Source organism: Actimicrobium sp. CCC2.4, from assembly GCF_034347385.1.
Taxonomy (GTDB): Bacteria; Pseudomonadota; Gammaproteobacteria; order Burkholderiales; family Burkholderiaceae_D; genus Actimicrobium.
In genome coordinates, this window is sequence record NZ_CP133777.1 from 535252 (window position 1) to 551403 (window position 16152).

Consider the following 16152-nt stretch of genomic DNA (forward strand, 5'->3'; position numbering starts at 1 on the left):
GCGAGCATGGTAACAGGGCCGCACGCCGGCATGGAGGAGTTGGACCCTGCCCGGTATGCGTCCGGTAAAAGCGGCATGGTCAGCGCGGGTCATTGCTCGCGCAAGCCGCGGCGGTACTGGATGGCCTCGCCGACATGTTGGGACCCGATCTGAACGGCTCCAGCAAGATCGGCAATCGTGCGTGCAACCTTGAGCACGCGATGGTAAGAGCGTGCTGACCAGTTCAGTCGCAGCATCGCCGCATGCAACAGCTCGGCAGCGGCTGTCTCGGGCTGGCAGTGGAGATCGACTTCGCTCGTTGACAGCAAATTATTGGTCTTGCCCGCCCTCAGGTGTTGGCGGTCGAAGGCACCCTTGACACGGAGCGCAATGACGGCCGAGGCCTCGCCACCTGCGGCCTTCAGCAGGTCTGCATGCGGCAGCGCGGCGACAACGATTTGCATATCGATGCGGTCAAGCAGCGGCCCGGAAATCCGGCTTTGATAGCGTGCAACATTGTCTGGCGTGCAGCGGCACTGGCCGGAAGGGTGGCCGGTATAGCCGCAAGGACAGGGATTCATTGCGGCGATGAGCTGAAAACGTGCCGGAAAGTCGGCTTGTCGCGCGGCCCGTGAAATCGTAATGCGGCCTGATTCCAGCGGCTCGCGCAAGACCTCGAGGACGCGGCGATCAAATTCCGGTAATTCGTCGAGGAACAGGACGCCACGATGGGCCAGCGAAATCTCGCCCGGACGGGGCGTGCCGCCGCCGCCCACCAGTGCCACGCCAGACGCCGTGTGATGCGGCGAGCGGAACGGTCGTACTTTCCAGCGGGTAGCCGTGAATCCGCCAGACAGTGATTGCACGGCGGCCGATTCAAGTGCTTCGTCGTCGGTCATCGGTGGCAGGATGCCGGCGAAACGCGCGGCCAGCATCGATTTGCCGGTGCCGGGCGGGCCAATCAGTAGGGCGCTGTGATTTCCTGCTGCGGCAATTTCGAGCCCGCGCTTGGCCTGCAACTGTCCTTTGACATCGGCAAAATCAGGATAGACATCGAGAACCGGTTCCGCCTTGCAATGGTGACGGGCTAGCCGGCTATTGCCGTCGGCGGCCGCGAAGTGCGCGCAGACTTCCAGCAGCGAGTTGGCCGGATAGATCAGGGCATCCTTGACCAGCGCGGCTTCATCGGCGCTGGCGCGCGGCAGGATGAATCCGCGTCGCGCGCGGCCCGGATCGTCGCCGCGATGCATTGCAAAGGTCATCGCGAGGGCCCCGCGTACCGGTCGCAGTTCGCCGGACAAAGACAGTTCGCCTGCAAACTCGTAATCATCCAGTTCACCCGCCGGCATCTGTCCGGATGCGGCCAGGATACCGAGTGCAATCGGCAAGTCAAACCGGCCTGATTCCTTGGGCAGGTCAGCGGGGGCGAGATTGACGGTGATGCGTCGGGCCGGGAATTCGAAGCGGGCGTTTTGGAGTGCGGCGCGAACCCGATCCCGCGATTCCTTGACCTCGGTTTCCGGTAATCCGACGATCATGAAGCCCGGCAAGCCGTTGGCAAGATGGACTTCCACGGTTACCTGGGGGGCTTGCATGCCGGCCAGGGCACGGCTTTTGAGTACGGCAAGGCTCATGGGGGGATCGCATTCTTGCTGGAACAGCGGTTCGGATCGATGTGATCGCGAGCAAGTTTGCAATAAGGAATGACGACGAATATTGATCTGCAGCAGACGCAGGCCGGATAGCGCGGAGTGCGCCACCCGGATCGAATAATGATGTCGGCTTATTTACGCCGGCTTGTTCAATTGTGTTTCGAGTGCCGTCACCTGAAGTTCAAGCGCCTCGAGGCGGGTACGTGTTTTTTCCAGCACCTGGGCCTGGATATCGAACTCCTCGCGGGTGACCAGGTCGAGTTTCGAAAATCCCTGGGACATCATTGCCTTGACATTCTTTTCGATGTCCTTGGCCGGCGAATTCTCAATGGCCTGGCTAATCTTGTTTTGCATATCAGTAAAAAAATTGCTCTTGTCCATGTTGTTACCTTTCCGGGTAGTAAGGCACCGTAAATGTGCGTCCATCGGTGGCGCGCCATAAATTGGTGCAGTTGAATCAAAAGCCGCGCTATTGTTGCCGTGGCAGACAATGGTTATTTACCTAAAAGACACTTTTTCATGTCAAAAAAGGGTGGCACGAGTCCTGCTAATGTAGATCGAAACCCAAAGTCGCACCGTCTTTTTTATCCATAAACTTCAAGCAGGGAAACAAAATGAAAAAACTACTTCTCGTTACGGCCATCGCAGCCACCTTTATGGGTAATTTTGCTCATGCAGAAGACGCCAAACCTGACAACGAGCTGAGCTTCAACGCTTCCTTGTCATCGGATTACCGCTATCGCGGCATTTCGCAATCGCGCCTGAAGCCAGCCATCTCGGCCGGGGCGGATTTCGTCAACAACCCGACTGGTTTCTATGTGGGTACATGGGCCTCATCCATCAAGTGGATCAAGGACGCCGGCGGCAAGGGCGACATCGAACTCGATATTTATGGCGGCAAGCGCGGTGAAATCATCAAAGACGTGTCGTATGACGTCGGCGTACTGACCTATGTCTACCCATCGAACAAGCTCAACCCTAGCGCCAACACAACTGAGATCTACGGTCAGGTCGGCTACGGTCCGGGCTATGTCAAGTACTCGCATTCGGTCACCGACCTGTTCGGTTTCGCTAACAGCAAAAATAGCGGCTACCTCGATATCGGCGCCAACATCGACGTCGCCGAAGGCACCGTACTGAACCTGCATGTCGGTCACCAGTCGGTCAAGAACAATTCGGGCTTCAGTTATACCGACTACAAGGTCGGCGTGACGAAAGACTTCGGCTTCCTCAGCGGCAGCCTGGCAGTAATCGGTACCGATGCCAAAACGGGCGCTTACTCGACTCCTTCGGGCAAAGACAACGGCAAAACAGCACTCGTCGTTGCCATCAGCAAAACTTTCTAATCGAGGCCAGTCATGAAACTGATTACCGCCATCATCAAACCGTTCAAGCTTGACGAGGTCCGCGAGGCTTTGTCCGCCATCGGCGTTCAAGGCATTACCGTGACCGAAGTCAAGGGTTTCGGTCGTCAGAAGGGGCACACCGAGCTGTATCGCGGTGCCGAATACGTCGTTGATTTCCTGCCGAAGACAAAAATCGAAGCCGCCGTGGATGACGCCATCGTCGACCGCGCAATCGAGGCAATCGAAACCGCTGCCCGCACCGGCAAGATCGGTGACGGCAAAATTTTTGTCTACGATCTGCAGCATGTCGTGCGTATCCGTACCGGTGAAACCGGCAAAGAAGCCCTTTAAGGAGTTATTCATGAAAAAACAGTTTGCAAGCTTCCTGGCTGCCGGCGCGCTCTTGCTGGCCGTCGGCTTCGCACCTGCCGCCGTGGCTGCCGATGAAGTAGCCCCGGCCAAGGTCGAAGCGGCCGTTGTCGCGGCTCCTGCCGCTGACGCACCTGCTCCGGTTGCTGCCACCGCTGCTGCTCCCGCCGCCGGTGAATTGGCCGTGCCGGCAGCACCTGCTGCCGCTGCACCAGTGCCAAACAAAGGTGATACGGCATGGATGATGGTCGCTACCTGCCTCGTCATCCTGATGACGATCCCCGGCCTGGCGCTGTTCTACGGTGGCCTCGTGCGCTCGAAGAACATGTTGTCGATCCTGATGCAAGTCTTCACGATCTTCGCGGTCATCATTGTCCTGTGGTGCATCTATGGCTATTCGCTGGCCTTTACCGAGGGCGGTGCCTTCATTGGTAAATTCGATCGTCTGTTCCTTAACGGAATCTTTGATCCGGTCAAGGGCACCTTCGCTACTGCCGCTACCTTCAGCAAGGGCGTCGTGATTCCCGAGTTTATCTTCGTGGTGTTTCAGGCAACCTTCGCTGCGATTACCTGCGGCCTGATCATTGGTGCCTTCGCTGAGCGCGCCAAGTTCGCTGCGGTGCTGATGTTCATCGTGATCTGGTTCACCTTCTCGTACCTGCCGGTTGCGCACATGGTCTGGTTCTGGCCTGGTCCGGATGGCATCAAGGACGCTGCTTCGCTGGCTTCCGAGTCGGCCAAGGCCGGCTGGTTGTGGCAAAAAGGTGCGCTCGACTTTGCGGGCGGTACCGTGGTGCATATCAACGCCGCTGTTGCTGGTCTGGTCGGTGCGTACGTGATTGGCAAGCGGGTTGGCTACGGCAAGGAATCGATGGCGCCGCATTCGCTGACGATGACCATGATCGGGGCCTCGCTGTTGTGGGTGGGCTGGTTCGGTTTCAACGCCGGTTCAGCACTCGAAGCCAATGACATTGCCGTGCTGGCCTTCGTCAACACGTTGCTGGCAACAGCTGCTGCGGCAGCCTCGTGGATCTTTGCCGAATGGCTGACCAAAGGCAAACCATCGATGCTCGGTGGAGCGTCCGGTGCGGTTGCCGGCCTGGTCGCCATTACGCCAGCCTGCGGTTTTGTCGGCCCGATGGGTGCCCTGGCAATCGGTTTGTTGTCCGGCGTGATCTGCCTGTGGGGTGTCAGTGGTCTCAAGCGCCTGCTGGGTGCCGATGATTCACTCGATGTATTTGGTGTCCATGGTGTCGGCGGTATCCTCGGTGCCTTGCTCACCGGCGTGTTTGCTGCGCCATCGCTTGGCGGTCAAGGTATTTATGACTACGTCGCCAACAAGATGTCGCCGGATTACTCGATCGCCAGTCAGGTCTGGATTCAGGCACAAGGCGTGATCACCACAGTGATCTGGTCGGCAGTGGTATCGCTGATCGCCTACAAGCTGGTCGACATGATCATCGGCATGCGGGTCGTGGAAGAAGATGAGCGCGAAGGTCTGGATATCTCCAGCCACGGCGAGTCGGCTTACCACTCCTGATCCACTATTGCAGTCCATGTCGTCTGCCCGCCTGGTGCTGGCAGACGACAAAAAAGCGCTTCCCGTGAAGCGCTTTTTTTCGTACCCGGGTTTAAAAAAGTGGTTTTGTCCTGACCTGTGTTCAGGGCGGGTTTCCGGCTCTCGCAAGCCCCGCACGACGATAACCGTTAGAATCTGCTCCATCTTGCAGGCGCACCCTGCACCGCTCAGTCAAAGGCATAAATGGTTCCGCATCTCGTCACGGCCCTGAATGGCCCGCTTCTCGATCTCGAAAAGAAAATTCTCAACAACACGCCGGCTATCGAACGCTGGTTCCGCCTCGAATGGCAAGAGCACACCCCGCCATTTTATTGTTCGGTCGATTTGCGCAATGCCGGCTTCAAGCTGGCCCCGGTCGATACCAATTTGTATCCGGGTGGTTTCAACAACCTCGCACCGGAAATGCTGCCGCTGGCCGTCCAGGCAGCGATGGCTGCGATCGAGAAATACTGCCCCGATGCCAGGAACCTGCTGCTGATCCCGGAAGGCAATACCCGCAATTCGTTCTACCTGCAAAACATCGCCCGCCTGATGCAGATTTTCCGCCAGACCGGCCTGAATGTGCGTCTCGGCTCGTTTTCACCCGACATCACGGGCCCGACGCCGATCGACCTGCCCGATGGCACCACGTTGACGCTGGAACCGCTGGAGCGTTCAGCCAACGGTCGCCGTCTTGGTCTGAAGAACTTCGATCCGTGCACGATACTGCTCAACAATGACCTGTCGGCGGGTATCCCGGAAATTTTCGACAACCTCAATGAACAGACCCTGCTGCCGCCGCTGCATGCGGGCTGGGCCGTGCGTCGCAAGAGCAATCATTTTTCGGCCTACGACGATGTCGTCAAGAAGTTCGCCAAGATGAATGACATCGACCCGTGGATGCTCAACCCATACTTTGCCAAATGCGGCCAGGTCGATTTCAATGATCATTCCGGTGAAGATGCACTAATTGTCCAGGTCGACGCGCTGCTGACCAAGATCCGCAAGAAGTACCGCGAATACGGCATCAAGGAAACCCCGTTCGTGATCATCAAGGCCGATGCCGGCACCTATGGCATGGGCATCATGACGGTCAAGGAAGGCAGTGAAGTGCGCAGCATGGATCGCAAGCAGCGCAGCCGGATGGCCGTGGTCAAGGATGGCCTCGAAGTCACCGACGTGATCCTGCAGGAAGGCGTGCATACCTTCGAGCGGATCAACGACTCGGTGGCCGAGCCGGTGGTCATGATGATCGACCGCTACGTCGTCGGTGGTTATTACCGTGTGCATGCCGACCGCGACATCAATGAAAATCTCAATGCTCCCGGCGCGCATTTTGTCCCGCTCGCGTTTGCGCAGCAGCACTCGTTGCCGGACATGCATGCCAAGCCCGGTACGGCGGCGCCGAATCGTTTTTATCTGTACGGCGTGGTAGCGCGGCTGGCCTTGCTGGCCGCCTCGATCGAACTCGAAAAAACCGATCCCAACCCGGAAGTCTACTAATGAAAATTGCCTTCATTGCCGATCCGCTGGACGGCTTCAAGACGTACAAGGATTCGACCTACGCGATGATGGCCGAGGCCGTATCGCGGGGGCATCAGATCTACGCCTTCGAGGCGCGCGAGATGGCTGTCACCGGCGGTGCCGTCACCGCCAACGTGGCACAACTGACGCTGACCGGCGAGCCGCTCGACTGGTACCGCGCCACGCCGCGCGAAGCCCGCTCGCTGGTCGATTTTGACGTTGTCGTGATGCGCAAGGATCCGCCGTTCGACATGGAATATGTCTACGCCACGTACCTGCTGCAGCTGGCCGAAAGCCAGGGCGCGCGCGTCGTCAACAAGCCGGCCGCAATCCGCGACCACAATGAAAAACTGGCCATCCTGCAGTTTCCGCAATACACCACACCGACGCTGGTGACCAGCGACGAGCAGCGTCTGCGCGCGTTCCATGCCGAGCATCGTGATGTTATTTTCAAGCCGCTCGATGGCATGGGCGGCACTGGTGTATTCCGCATCAAGGATGACGCCATGAACCTCGGCGTGATCATCGAAACGCTGACCGCCAACGGCCACCAGACCATCATGGCGCAGCGCTACATCCCCGAGATCGTCAAGGGTGACAAACGTATCCTGCTCATTGATGGCGTCGCGGTACCGCACAGCCTGGCGCGGATTCCGCAGGGCACCGAAATCCGTGGCAACCTGGCTGCCGGCGGTGTCGGCGTGGCCCAGCCTTTGTCAGAGCGTGACCTGGAAATCGCCAATGGCATCGGCCCGATACTGGCAGCGCGCGGACTGTTGCTGGTAGGATTGGACGTCATTGGCGGGTGTATGACGGAAATTAACGTCACCAGCCCGACCTGTTTTCAGGAAATCCGGCAGCAAACCGGATTCAATGTGGCGGGCATGTTTGTCGATGCGCTGGAAAAAGGCAGTCAGGCGTAATCGACCGGCAGGCGACCAATCTTTTGATGGGCTCTTGGAATAATTTATGGTTGGTATTCTTTTGTTGACGCATGCGCCGCTCGGACAAGCTTTCATCGATGCGGCCTCGCATGTTTTCCGCGCGCGTCCCGAGCGGCTCGAAGCGGTCGATGTCTGCGCCGACCAGGACCCGTGCGAAGTCAAGCGTCTGGCCAAGGTGGTCATCGAGCGTCTCGACGCCGGCGATGGCGTGCTCGTGATCACCGATGTGATGGGAGGCACGCCTTCCAACTGCACGTTGCCATTGCACGATCCGGGGCGCGTCGAAGTCATTGCCGGTATCAGCCTGCCGATGCTGTTGCGGGCCCTGACCTACCGTCACGACACGCTCGATGTCGTCGTCGAGATGGCGCTGGCAGGCGGGCAGAGCGGTGTGGTCCGGGTCGATAACCGGGTCCGGCTGTCGCCGAACTGACAGCCCTGTCGATATTTTCTTGCGATACTTTTTTACTGACTCCTCCGACAAGACCTGACCATGATCCAGCAAGAACTTGAAATCATTAACAAGCTGGGCCTGCATGCACGCGCCTCGGCCAAGCTGACCCAGCTGGCCGCAAAATTCCAGAGCGAGGTCTGGCTGACGCGCAACAAGCGCCGTGTCAATGCCAAGTCGATCATGGGCGTCATGATGCTGGCCGCCGGCAAGGGCACCAAGGTCTTGCTGGAAACCGACGGCTCCGACGAACAAGCCTGTTTCACCGCATTGCAGGAGCTGATCGACAACAAGTTCGGCGAAGGCGAATAACCCTCACACTGAAGACGGACCCCCGATGGCCTCTTTTACGCTCCACGGCATTTCAGTCTCGCGCGGCATCGCGATCGGGCGCGCGCATCTGCTCACGCCGGCGACGCTCGACGTCAAGCATTACCTGATCGAGCAAGACCAGATGGAAGCCGAAGTCGCCCGTCTGAAAGACGCCATCCGGACCGTGCATGGCGAACTGCAATCGATCTGGCGCGACCTGCCCAAGGATGCGCCGGCCGAGCTGGCCGCCTTCATCGATGTGCACGTGCTGATCCTGTCGGACCCGATGCTCTCGGAAGTGCCGCTCAATATTATTCGCAAGCGCTACTACAACGCCGAATGGGCGCTGGTCACGCAGATCGACGAACTGTCGGCGCAGTTCGATGAAGTCGAAGACCCGTATCTGCGCGAACGCAAGGCCGATATCCAGCAGGTCGGCGAACGCATCCTGAAAGTGCTGACCGGGACCGCCACGACCATCCCGACACCGTCCGGCAGCGAAGAAAAAATCTCCCACATGATTGTCGTCGCGCATGATATTTCGCCGGCCGACATGATGCAGTTCCGCGACCGTTCGTTTGCCGGATTCGTCACCGATGTCGGTGGTCAGAACTCGCATACCGCCATCGTCGCGCGCAGCCTCGACATCCCGGCCGCAGTCGGCATGTTCAACGCCTCGGCCCTGATCGACCAGGACGACTGGGTCATCATCGATGGCGATGCCGGCGTCGTCATTGTCGACCCGTCGCCGCAAGTGCTCGAGCAATACCGCGAACGCCAGGCGCGCCTGATCCGCGAGCGCAAAAAACTCAGTAAGCTCAAGAAGACCCCGGCCATCACCATCGACGGCACCGAGATTCATTTGATGGCCAATATCGAGCTGCCCGACGATTGCGCCGCCGCGCTCGATGCCGGCGCCAACGGCGTCGGCCTGTTCCGCTCCGAATTCCTGTTCATGGGACGCACCGGCTACAACAACAAGCTGCCTACCGAGGACGAGCAATTCGAGTCCTATCGCAAGGCCGTGGTGGCGATGAAAGGCCGGCCGGTGACGATCCGCACGCTCGACATCGGTGCCGACAAACCGCTCGACACGGCCGAGCAGACCGCGCTCAATCCGGCCCTTGGCTTGCGCGCGATCCGCTTTTGCCTGGCCGAGCCGCAAATGTTTTTGATCCAGTTGCGCGCCATCCTGCGTGCCTCGGCCTTCGGCAAGGTGCGCCTGCTGGTGCCGATGCTCTCGCATGCGTTCGAGATCGACCAGACGCTAGTGATGATCGAACAAGCCAAGGCCCAGCTGCGCACGGCCAACAAAAGATTCGACGAAGCCATCGAAGTCGGCGCCATGATCGAGATCCCGGCTGCCGCGCTGACGCTGCCGCTGTTCGTCAAGCGCCTCGATTTTTTGTCGATCGGCACCAACGACCTGATCCAGTACACGCTGGCGATCGACCGCGTCGACCACGAAGTCGCGCATCTGTACAACCCGCTGCATCCGGCCATCCTGTACCTGCTCTCGAACACGATTGCCATCGGTGCCAAGCACGGCGTGCCGGTCGCCGTCTGTGGCGAAATGGCCGGCGATACCCATCTGACCCGGCTGTTGCTTGGCATGGGACTGCGCGAGTTTTCGATGCATCCGTCGCAGCTGCTGCCGGTCAAGCAGGAAGTGCTCAACAGCGACTTGCGCCTGCTGGTGCCGCAGACCAAAAAAATATTGCGTGCCATTGAACCGCGTGCCATTACCGAGGGCGTGGAACGGCTGGCGGCGTTGTAGTCAAGGCGGTGCCATGAAATCGTAGGCCGGGCACAGCCTTACCGTTCCCACGCGTGCGCCTCACCGAACCGTTGTGATGTGCTCGCGTGGGCACGAAATCCCCGTGCCCACGCGACCGATGCGTGGTGAGCGACGCACATTTCCGGCGCTCATGGCGGGGCGTTTGACGCGCTCCGGCGACTTGGTTATTCTGTGCCCTTGGCGCCGATTTGAGATCAGCTTGCGGGCGCGTAAAAAATACGGCTAAAGCGCGCTTGCATCCCAAGCCCACCCTTAGCCCGAATCGCCTATCGGGCTTTTTTATTGCGCCGCAGTCTCTCTGTTCCACGCTCGCCCCGTTCACTGTCCTGCAAGGAGTTTCCCGGCGGCTGCTCCGGCAACCGCGCGCTGTCATCATGAAATCCCTCGGAATCGTCACCCCGCAATCGATGCATTTCCCGACCCCGCTGCCGCTGCAAAGCGGCGCGTCGCTGGCCGGTTATGCGCTGACCTATGAAACCTACGGCACGCTCAACGCGGCGCGCTCCAACGCAGTGCTGGTCTGCCATGCGCTGAACGCCTCGCACCATGTCGCCGGCCTGCATGCCGATGCCAACGGCGAGCCGGTCAGCCCGGGCTGGTGGGACAACATGGTCGGTCCCGGCAAGCCGGTTGATACTGATCGCTTCTTCGTCATCGGCGTCAACAACCTCGGCTCGTGCTTCGGTTCAACCGGGCCGATGCACGCTGATCCTGCCACCGGCAAACCCTACGGCGCGAGTTTCCCGGTCGTTACCGTCGAAGATTGGGTACAGGCGCAAGCCCGGCTGGCCGATGCGCTCGGCATCGTGCAATTTGCCGCCGTCATGGGCGGCTCGCTGGGTGGCATGCAGGCGCTGGCCTGGAGCCTGCTGTTTCCGCAGCGCTTGCGCCATTGCGTGGTGGTGGCCTCGACCCCCAAATTGTCAGCCCAGAATATCGCCTTCAATGACGTTGCCCGCCAGGCCATCCTGACCGATCCGGATTTCCACGGCGGTGATTTTTATGCACATGGCGTGGTGCCGAAAAACGGCCTGCGGGTGGCGCGCATGGTCGGCCACATCACCTATCTGTCGGATGACGACATGGCCGAAAAATTCGGCCGCGACCTGCGCTCCGGCGAATATCAGTTCGGCTTCGGCGTCGATTTCGAAATCGAATCCTACCTGCGCTACCAGGGCGACAAGTTCGCCCAGTACTTCGACGCCAACACCTATCTGCTGATCACGAAAGCACTCGATTATTTCGATCCGGCGCGCGCCTATGGCGGCGACCTGACCAAGGCGCTGGCCAAGACCACGGCCGAATTCCTGCTGGTATCTTTTCAGACCGACTGGCGCTTTGCCCCTGAACGCAGCCGCGAGATGGTGCAGGCGCTGGTCAACAATCGTCGCCGCGTTACCTATGCCGAAATCGATGCGCCGCATGGCCACGATGCCTTCCTGCAGGACGACGCGCGCTACATGAACGTGGTCCGTGCCTATTACCAGAACGTGTGGAATGCACTTCAGTCCGAAAGCTGCGCATGAATTTCAATGAACTCAGCGCCCTGCGTCCCGACCTCGCCTTCATCGCCCATTGGGTGCGTGCCGACACCGAAGTACTCGACCTCGGTTGCGGCGATGGCGTCATGCTCGACTACCTGCAAACTGACAAGCAGTGCCACGGCTACGGCGTCGAAATCGATGACGACAAGATCCCCGATTGCATCGCACGCGGTGTCTCGGTGATCCAGCAGGACATGGAAGCCGGCCTGGCGATGTTCGCCGACAGCGCCTTCGACACGGTGCTGTGCCTGTCTGCCTTGCAGATGATGAAGAACGTCGAAGGCGTGCTGACCGATATTGCCCGGGTCGGTCGCGAAGCGATCGTCTCGTTTCCGAACTTTGCTTACTGGCCGCATCGTCTGGCCTTGTTGCGCGGGCGCATGCCGGTCTCGAAAAGTCTGCCTTACGAGTGGTACGACACGCCCAACCTGCGCTGCGCGACGATCAAGGATTTCGAAGAATTGGCCAATCAGGTCGGCCTCGATGTGCTCGAATGCGTCTCGCTGCACGATGGCCGTCCGGTGCGTTTCCTGCCGAACTGGCGCGGTAATCTGGCGGTGTTTCGCCTCAAGAAAACCGGTAGCGCTTGATGACGGCTATCCACGTGGGTTGGCGCGAGTACATGAACCGCCGCATGCTGGCGATCCTGGTGTTCGGCTTCAGTTCCGGCCTGCCGCTGTTCATCCTGCTGTATTTGCTGCAAGCCTGGCTGGCCACCTCCGGCCTGAACGTCAAGGCGCTCGGTTTGTTCGCGCTGGTGATGTTTCCGTACACCTGGAAATTTCTCTGGTCGCCGCTGATGGACCGCTACCAGTTCGGTTCGCTCGGACGCCGGCGCGGCTGGATGGCGCTCACGCAGGCAGCGCTGTTTCTGGCCATCGGCACGATGGGCATGCTCGATCCGCTGACGCAGATTTCGCTGGTAGCGGCGATGGCCAGCCTGGTCGCGTTTCTGTCGGCCAGTCAGGACATCGTGGTCGATGCCTACCGGCGCGAAGTCCTGCCCGACAACCAGCAGGGACTCGGCGCGGCGGTCTACGTCAATGCCTACAAGGTCGCCAGCATGGTGCCGGGTGCGCTGTCGCTGATACTCGCTGACCGGATGCCGTGGGAACCGGTGTTCTGGATTACCGCCTCGTTCATGCTGCCTGGCCTGCTGTGCACGCTGCTGGTCAAGGAACCGGCGCAGTACGGCGCGCCGCCGAAGAACCTGGCGCAAGCAGTGACGCTGCCGTTTCGCGAGTTCATTGCGCGCGATGGCTGGCGTCATGCGTTGTGGATTCTGGCCTTCATTTTTCTATTCAAGCTGGGCGACAGCATGGCCACTGCGCTGTCGACCAAGTTCTATCTCGACCTCGGTTTCAGCATGACCCAGATCGGCGTCATCGCCAAAACTACCGGCCTGTGGGCCAGCCTGGCCGGCGGCATCGTCGGCGGTATCTGGATGCTCAAGCTCGGCATCAATCGCGGGCTGTGGGTGTTCGGTGCGATCCAGGCGGTGGCCGTGCTCGGCTTTGCGTGGCTGGCCTATGTCGGGCCCGATCCGCTGGTACTCGGCACCGTGATCGCGTTTGAAGCCTTCGGCAGCACCGGGCTCGGCTCGGCCGCGTTCGTCGCCTTCCTCTCGCGCGCCACCGACCCGCGCTACACCGCCACCCAGTACGCGCTGTTCTCCAGCCTGGCAGCGGTGCCGCGTACCTTCATCAATGCCTCGGCCGGCTACATCGTGGCCGAGACCGGCTGGTTCCTGTTCTTCTTCGTGTGCTTCGCGCTCACGATACCGGGGATGCTACTGTTGCCGAAGATTGCGCCGTGGTCGCAGAAGTAGGGCTCGCCGCAGCCAGGATCATGTCGGCCGCTTTCTCGGCAATCATGAAGGTCGGTGCGTTGGTATTGCCGCCGATCAGGCGCGGCATCACCGACGCATCGACCACGCGCAACTGCCGCAGACCATGAACCCGTAGCTGCGGGTCCACCACGGCCAGCGCATCAACGCCCATCTTGCAGGTGCCGACCGGATGGTAAATCGTGTCTGAATGCGTGCGCACGTATTGCTCCAGTTCGGCCTCGGTGCGGACGTGCTCGGTGTATAGCTCCTTGGCACGATAGCTCGCCAGCGCCGGCGCATTGAGGATCTTGCGCATGGTCCGGGTGCCGGCCAGCAGCAGTTGCAGGTCGCGCTCGTCCGACAGGAATTGCGGATCGATGCCCGGTGGCGCCAGCGGATCGCTACTGTTGAGGAAAACCGTCCCGCGCGAGGCCGGTCGCACCACGCAGACGTGGCACGAAAAGCCGTAGCCCAGATGCAGTTTGCGGGCATGGTCATCGACTATCGAAATACAAAAATGCAATTGCAGGTCCGGCCGTGACACCCCGGGCGACGATTTGAAAAATGCACCGCCTTCGGCGAACGGCGTGGCCATCATGCCGGTGCCATCGCGTCGCCATTGCCGGTACGCGCTGATCTGGGTCGCCAGCGCGCCCAGGCCGATACCGAACATGTCCGTGTCTTTCGAGCGGAACGACATCACGCAATCCAGATGATCCTGCAGATTCTTCCCGACGCCCTCCAGCACTTGCACCGGCGCGATGCCGTGCTTCGCCAGTTCTGCCTGCGGGCCGACGCCGGACAGCATCAGCAATTGCGGCGAATTGAACGCGCCACCACTGAGCACCACTTCGCGGCTGGCCCGCACCTGTTGGACCTTGCCATCCTGCTGGTATTCGATACCGATGGCGCGCGTGCCATCGAACAGGATGCGGTGCGCATGCGCTCGCGTCAGGACCGTCAGGTTGGGGCGGTCCATGACCGGATGCAGGTACGCGGCAGCCGCCGAGCAGCGCTGGCCATTGCGCTCGCCCTGATGGAATTGCGTGACCTGATACAGGAATGCGCCCTCTTGCACCGGGCCGTTGTAGTCGGGATTCGGCGCGATGCCGTTTTCGGCGCAGGCGTCCACGAAGGCCTGTGATACGGGGCGTGGACTCTGCTGTTCGGCCACCTGCAACGGCCCGCTATCGCCGCGCAAGGCACTCGCGCCGCGCTGGTTGTTTTCTGATTTCTTGAAGTACGGCAGCACCTCGGCATACGACCAGCCGTCACAGCCGAGACTGGCCCATTCGTCGTAATCGGCGGCATTGCCGCGCACGTATAGCATCGCATTGATCGCCGACGAACCGCCAAGCGCCTTGCCGCGCGGCTGATAACCTTTGCGCCCGGCCAGACCGGCTTGCGGCACCGTGTCGAAAGCCCAGTTATTGATCTTCACCGGCTTGCCCGGCATCATCGCGACCACGCCGGCAGGCAGGCGGATCAGCAGGTCGCGGCCGTCGCCGCCGGCTTCGAGCAGGCAGACGCGGTAGTTGCCGTCGGCACTCAGGCGCGCGGCCAGCACGCAGCCGGCGGTACCGCCACCGACGATGACGAAATCGAAGTTGGTATTCATGCCTGCTCCTTTGCCACCAGCCCATGGCGCGCCATCAGCCGCTCGCGCTGACCCGGTGCAAAGTTGATCCGGTCCGGATCGCGATCGACTGCGGCGACCAGCCGCCGATCCATCACCGCAAACCACAGCGGCGGGAAATACGCGACCGTGAACATACCAAAATAACCGTTCGGCAGCTGCGGCGCCGCATCGAAATGCCGCAGCGACTGGAAGCGTCGCAGCGGATGGGCATGGTGGTCGGAATGGCGTTGCAGATGGAAGGTGGCCCAGTTCGAAAAGACATGGTTGCTGTTCCACGAATGCTGCGGTTTGCAGGTCTCGACCCGGCCGTTTGACCTGACCTGGCGCAGCAGGCCGTAGTGCTCGATGTAGTTGGCCGAGGTCAGCTGGAAGTTCGACCACAGCGCCGCCGGCAGCAGGAACAGCAGCACCTGCGGACCCAGCCACAGACACAGCGCGCCCCACAGCGCAAATGTGATCAGGGCCGGCTGCAGGATCGCATTGTGCAGCGACCAGAACGGCAGGCCGTCGGCATGCAGGCGGGCTTTTTCGAGCGTCCATGCACGGCTGAACGCACCCGGCATTTCGCGCAGTACGAAGCGCCAGATCGACTCGCCCATCCGCGATGAGGCCGGATCATTTGGCGTGGCGACATCGCGGTGGTGGCCGCGATTGTGTTCGACCGTGAAATGGCCGTAGAAGGTCGGTGTCAGGATCAATCGCGCCAGCCACTGCTCGAGCGGGGCGCGCTTGTGGCCGATCTCGTGACCGAGGTTGATGCAGAAGCCGCCGACGCCGCCGGTCGACAGGATCAGCCCGAGCTGCGCCTGCCACGACAGCACCACGCTCTGGCTGAACCAGGCCGCGTAAATGAAGGCACCCCACAGCAGCGGCACCAGCGCAAACGTGACGCGCCGGTAGTACGGATCGGCGTCCAGCGCCGGCACCGCCGATTCGGGCGGATTGCTGGTGTCGGTGCCCATCGCCAGATCGATCAGCGGCGCGATGCCATACGTAAAAAAAACCGGCAGCCACAGCATCAGCGTCACCGGATGCCACTGCCATAGCAGCGGGCCGGTGGCGATCGACATCGGGATCAGCAGCGAGAGCATCCAGGCAAAGCGTTTGTGGTCGACATACGGCACCACGGGGGCGGAAGTTGACATGCGGGTTGTCTCCATGATTGTTGGAATACGCGGTAGTCTGTGCTACCGATCTGTTCCAGTGTG

Annotated in this window: 15 protein-coding genes; 11 read left to right on the forward strand and 4 right to left on the reverse strand. The window is 60.6% G+C overall.

Features of this window, described 5'->3' with window-relative positions; translation table 11 throughout:
- Nucleotides 1-89: 89 nt before the first annotated feature.
- Nucleotides 90-1613, reverse strand: a complete 1524-nt coding sequence (locus RHM62_RS02525) for a YifB family Mg chelatase-like AAA ATPase (protein ID WP_322124015.1) — start codon at nt 1611-1613, stop codon at nt 90-92.
- A 153-nt stretch (nt 1614-1766) separates the two neighbouring features.
- Complete coding sequence (locus RHM62_RS02530; protein ID WP_322124016.1) at nt 1767-2012, reverse strand: accessory factor UbiK family protein; 246 nt, start codon at nt 2010-2012, stop codon at nt 1767-1769.
- Nucleotides 2013-2245: 233 nt separating this feature from the next.
- On the opposite strand from RHM62_RS02530, the gene RHM62_RS02535 reads away from it, so the two are divergent.
- The 11 genes from RHM62_RS02535 (at nt 2246) to RHM62_RS02585 (ending at nt 13305) form a co-directional block, all read left to right on the forward strand.
- Nucleotides 2246-2977: a TorF family putative porin gene (locus RHM62_RS02535; protein ID WP_322124017.1), complete on the forward strand. Its 732-nt coding sequence runs from the start codon at nt 2246-2248 to the stop codon at nt 2975-2977.
- 12 nt (nt 2978-2989) lie between these two features.
- On the forward strand, nt 2990-3328 hold the full coding sequence (locus tag RHM62_RS02540; RefSeq protein ID WP_009667189.1) for a P-II family nitrogen regulator: 339 nt from the start codon (nt 2990-2992) through the stop codon (nt 3326-3328).
- 10 nt (nt 3329-3338) lie between these two features.
- Nucleotides 3339-4886 carry an ammonium transporter gene (locus tag RHM62_RS02545; RefSeq protein ID WP_322124018.1) on the forward strand — a complete coding sequence of 516 codons (1548 nt, stop codon included), beginning with the start codon at nt 3339-3341 and terminating at the stop codon, nt 4884-4886.
- A 222-nt stretch (nt 4887-5108) separates the two neighbouring features.
- Nucleotides 5109-6407 carry a glutamate--cysteine ligase gene (gshA, locus tag RHM62_RS02550; protein ID WP_322124019.1) on the forward strand — a complete coding sequence of 433 codons (1299 nt, stop codon included), beginning with the start codon at nt 5109-5111 and terminating at the stop codon, nt 6405-6407.
- Nucleotides 6407-7351, forward strand: a complete 945-nt coding sequence (gshB, locus tag RHM62_RS02555) for a glutathione synthase (RefSeq protein ID WP_322124020.1) — start codon at nt 6407-6409, stop codon at nt 7349-7351. Before gshA ends, gshB begins: the two co-directional genes overlap by 1 nt.
- A 46-nt stretch (nt 7352-7397) precedes the next feature.
- Nucleotides 7398-7805, forward strand: a complete 408-nt coding sequence (locus tag RHM62_RS02560) for a PTS fructose transporter subunit IIA (RefSeq protein ID WP_322124021.1) — start codon at nt 7398-7400, stop codon at nt 7803-7805.
- A 60-nt stretch (nt 7806-7865) separates the two neighbouring features.
- Nucleotides 7866-8135, forward strand: coding sequence for an HPr family phosphocarrier protein (locus tag RHM62_RS02565; RefSeq protein WP_322124022.1), 270 nt, complete (start codon nt 7866-7868; stop codon nt 8133-8135).
- 25 nt (nt 8136-8160) lie between these two features.
- The gene (ptsP, locus tag RHM62_RS02570) at nt 8161-9912 is read left to right on the forward strand and encodes a phosphoenolpyruvate--protein phosphotransferase (RefSeq protein WP_322124023.1); all 1752 of its coding nucleotides are present in this window, start codon (nt 8161-8163) and stop codon (nt 9910-9912) included.
- A gap of 395 nt (nt 9913-10307) precedes the next feature.
- On the forward strand, nt 10308-11459 hold the full coding sequence (gene metX, locus RHM62_RS02575) for a homoserine O-succinyltransferase MetX (protein ID WP_322124024.1): 1152 nt from the start codon (nt 10308-10310) through the stop codon (nt 11457-11459).
- Nucleotides 11456-12067, forward strand: coding sequence for a methionine biosynthesis protein MetW (metW, locus tag RHM62_RS02580; protein WP_322124025.1), 612 nt, complete (start codon nt 11456-11458; stop codon nt 12065-12067). Before metX ends, metW begins: the two co-directional genes overlap by 4 nt.
- Complete coding sequence (locus RHM62_RS02585; RefSeq protein ID WP_322124026.1) at nt 12067-13305, forward strand: AmpG family muropeptide MFS transporter; 1239 nt, start codon at nt 12067-12069, stop codon at nt 13303-13305. The genes metW and RHM62_RS02585 overlap by 1 nt, the downstream gene beginning before the upstream one ends.
- On the opposite strand, the gene RHM62_RS02590 is transcribed toward RHM62_RS02585, so the two are convergent.
- Together RHM62_RS02590 and RHM62_RS02595 are read right to left on the reverse strand one after the other, a co-directional pair.
- Nucleotides 13250-14923, reverse strand: coding sequence for a GMC family oxidoreductase (locus RHM62_RS02590; RefSeq protein ID WP_322124027.1), 1674 nt, complete (start codon nt 14921-14923; stop codon nt 13250-13252). The two genes, RHM62_RS02585 and RHM62_RS02590, sit on opposite strands and share 56 nt — an antisense overlap.
- The gene (locus RHM62_RS02595; protein WP_322124028.1) at nt 14920-16089 is read right to left on the reverse strand and encodes an alkane 1-monooxygenase; all 1170 of its coding nucleotides are present in this window, start codon (nt 16087-16089) and stop codon (nt 14920-14922) included. The genes RHM62_RS02590 and RHM62_RS02595 overlap by 4 nt, the downstream gene beginning before the upstream one ends.
- Between the last annotated feature and the right edge of the window lie 63 nt (nt 16090-16152).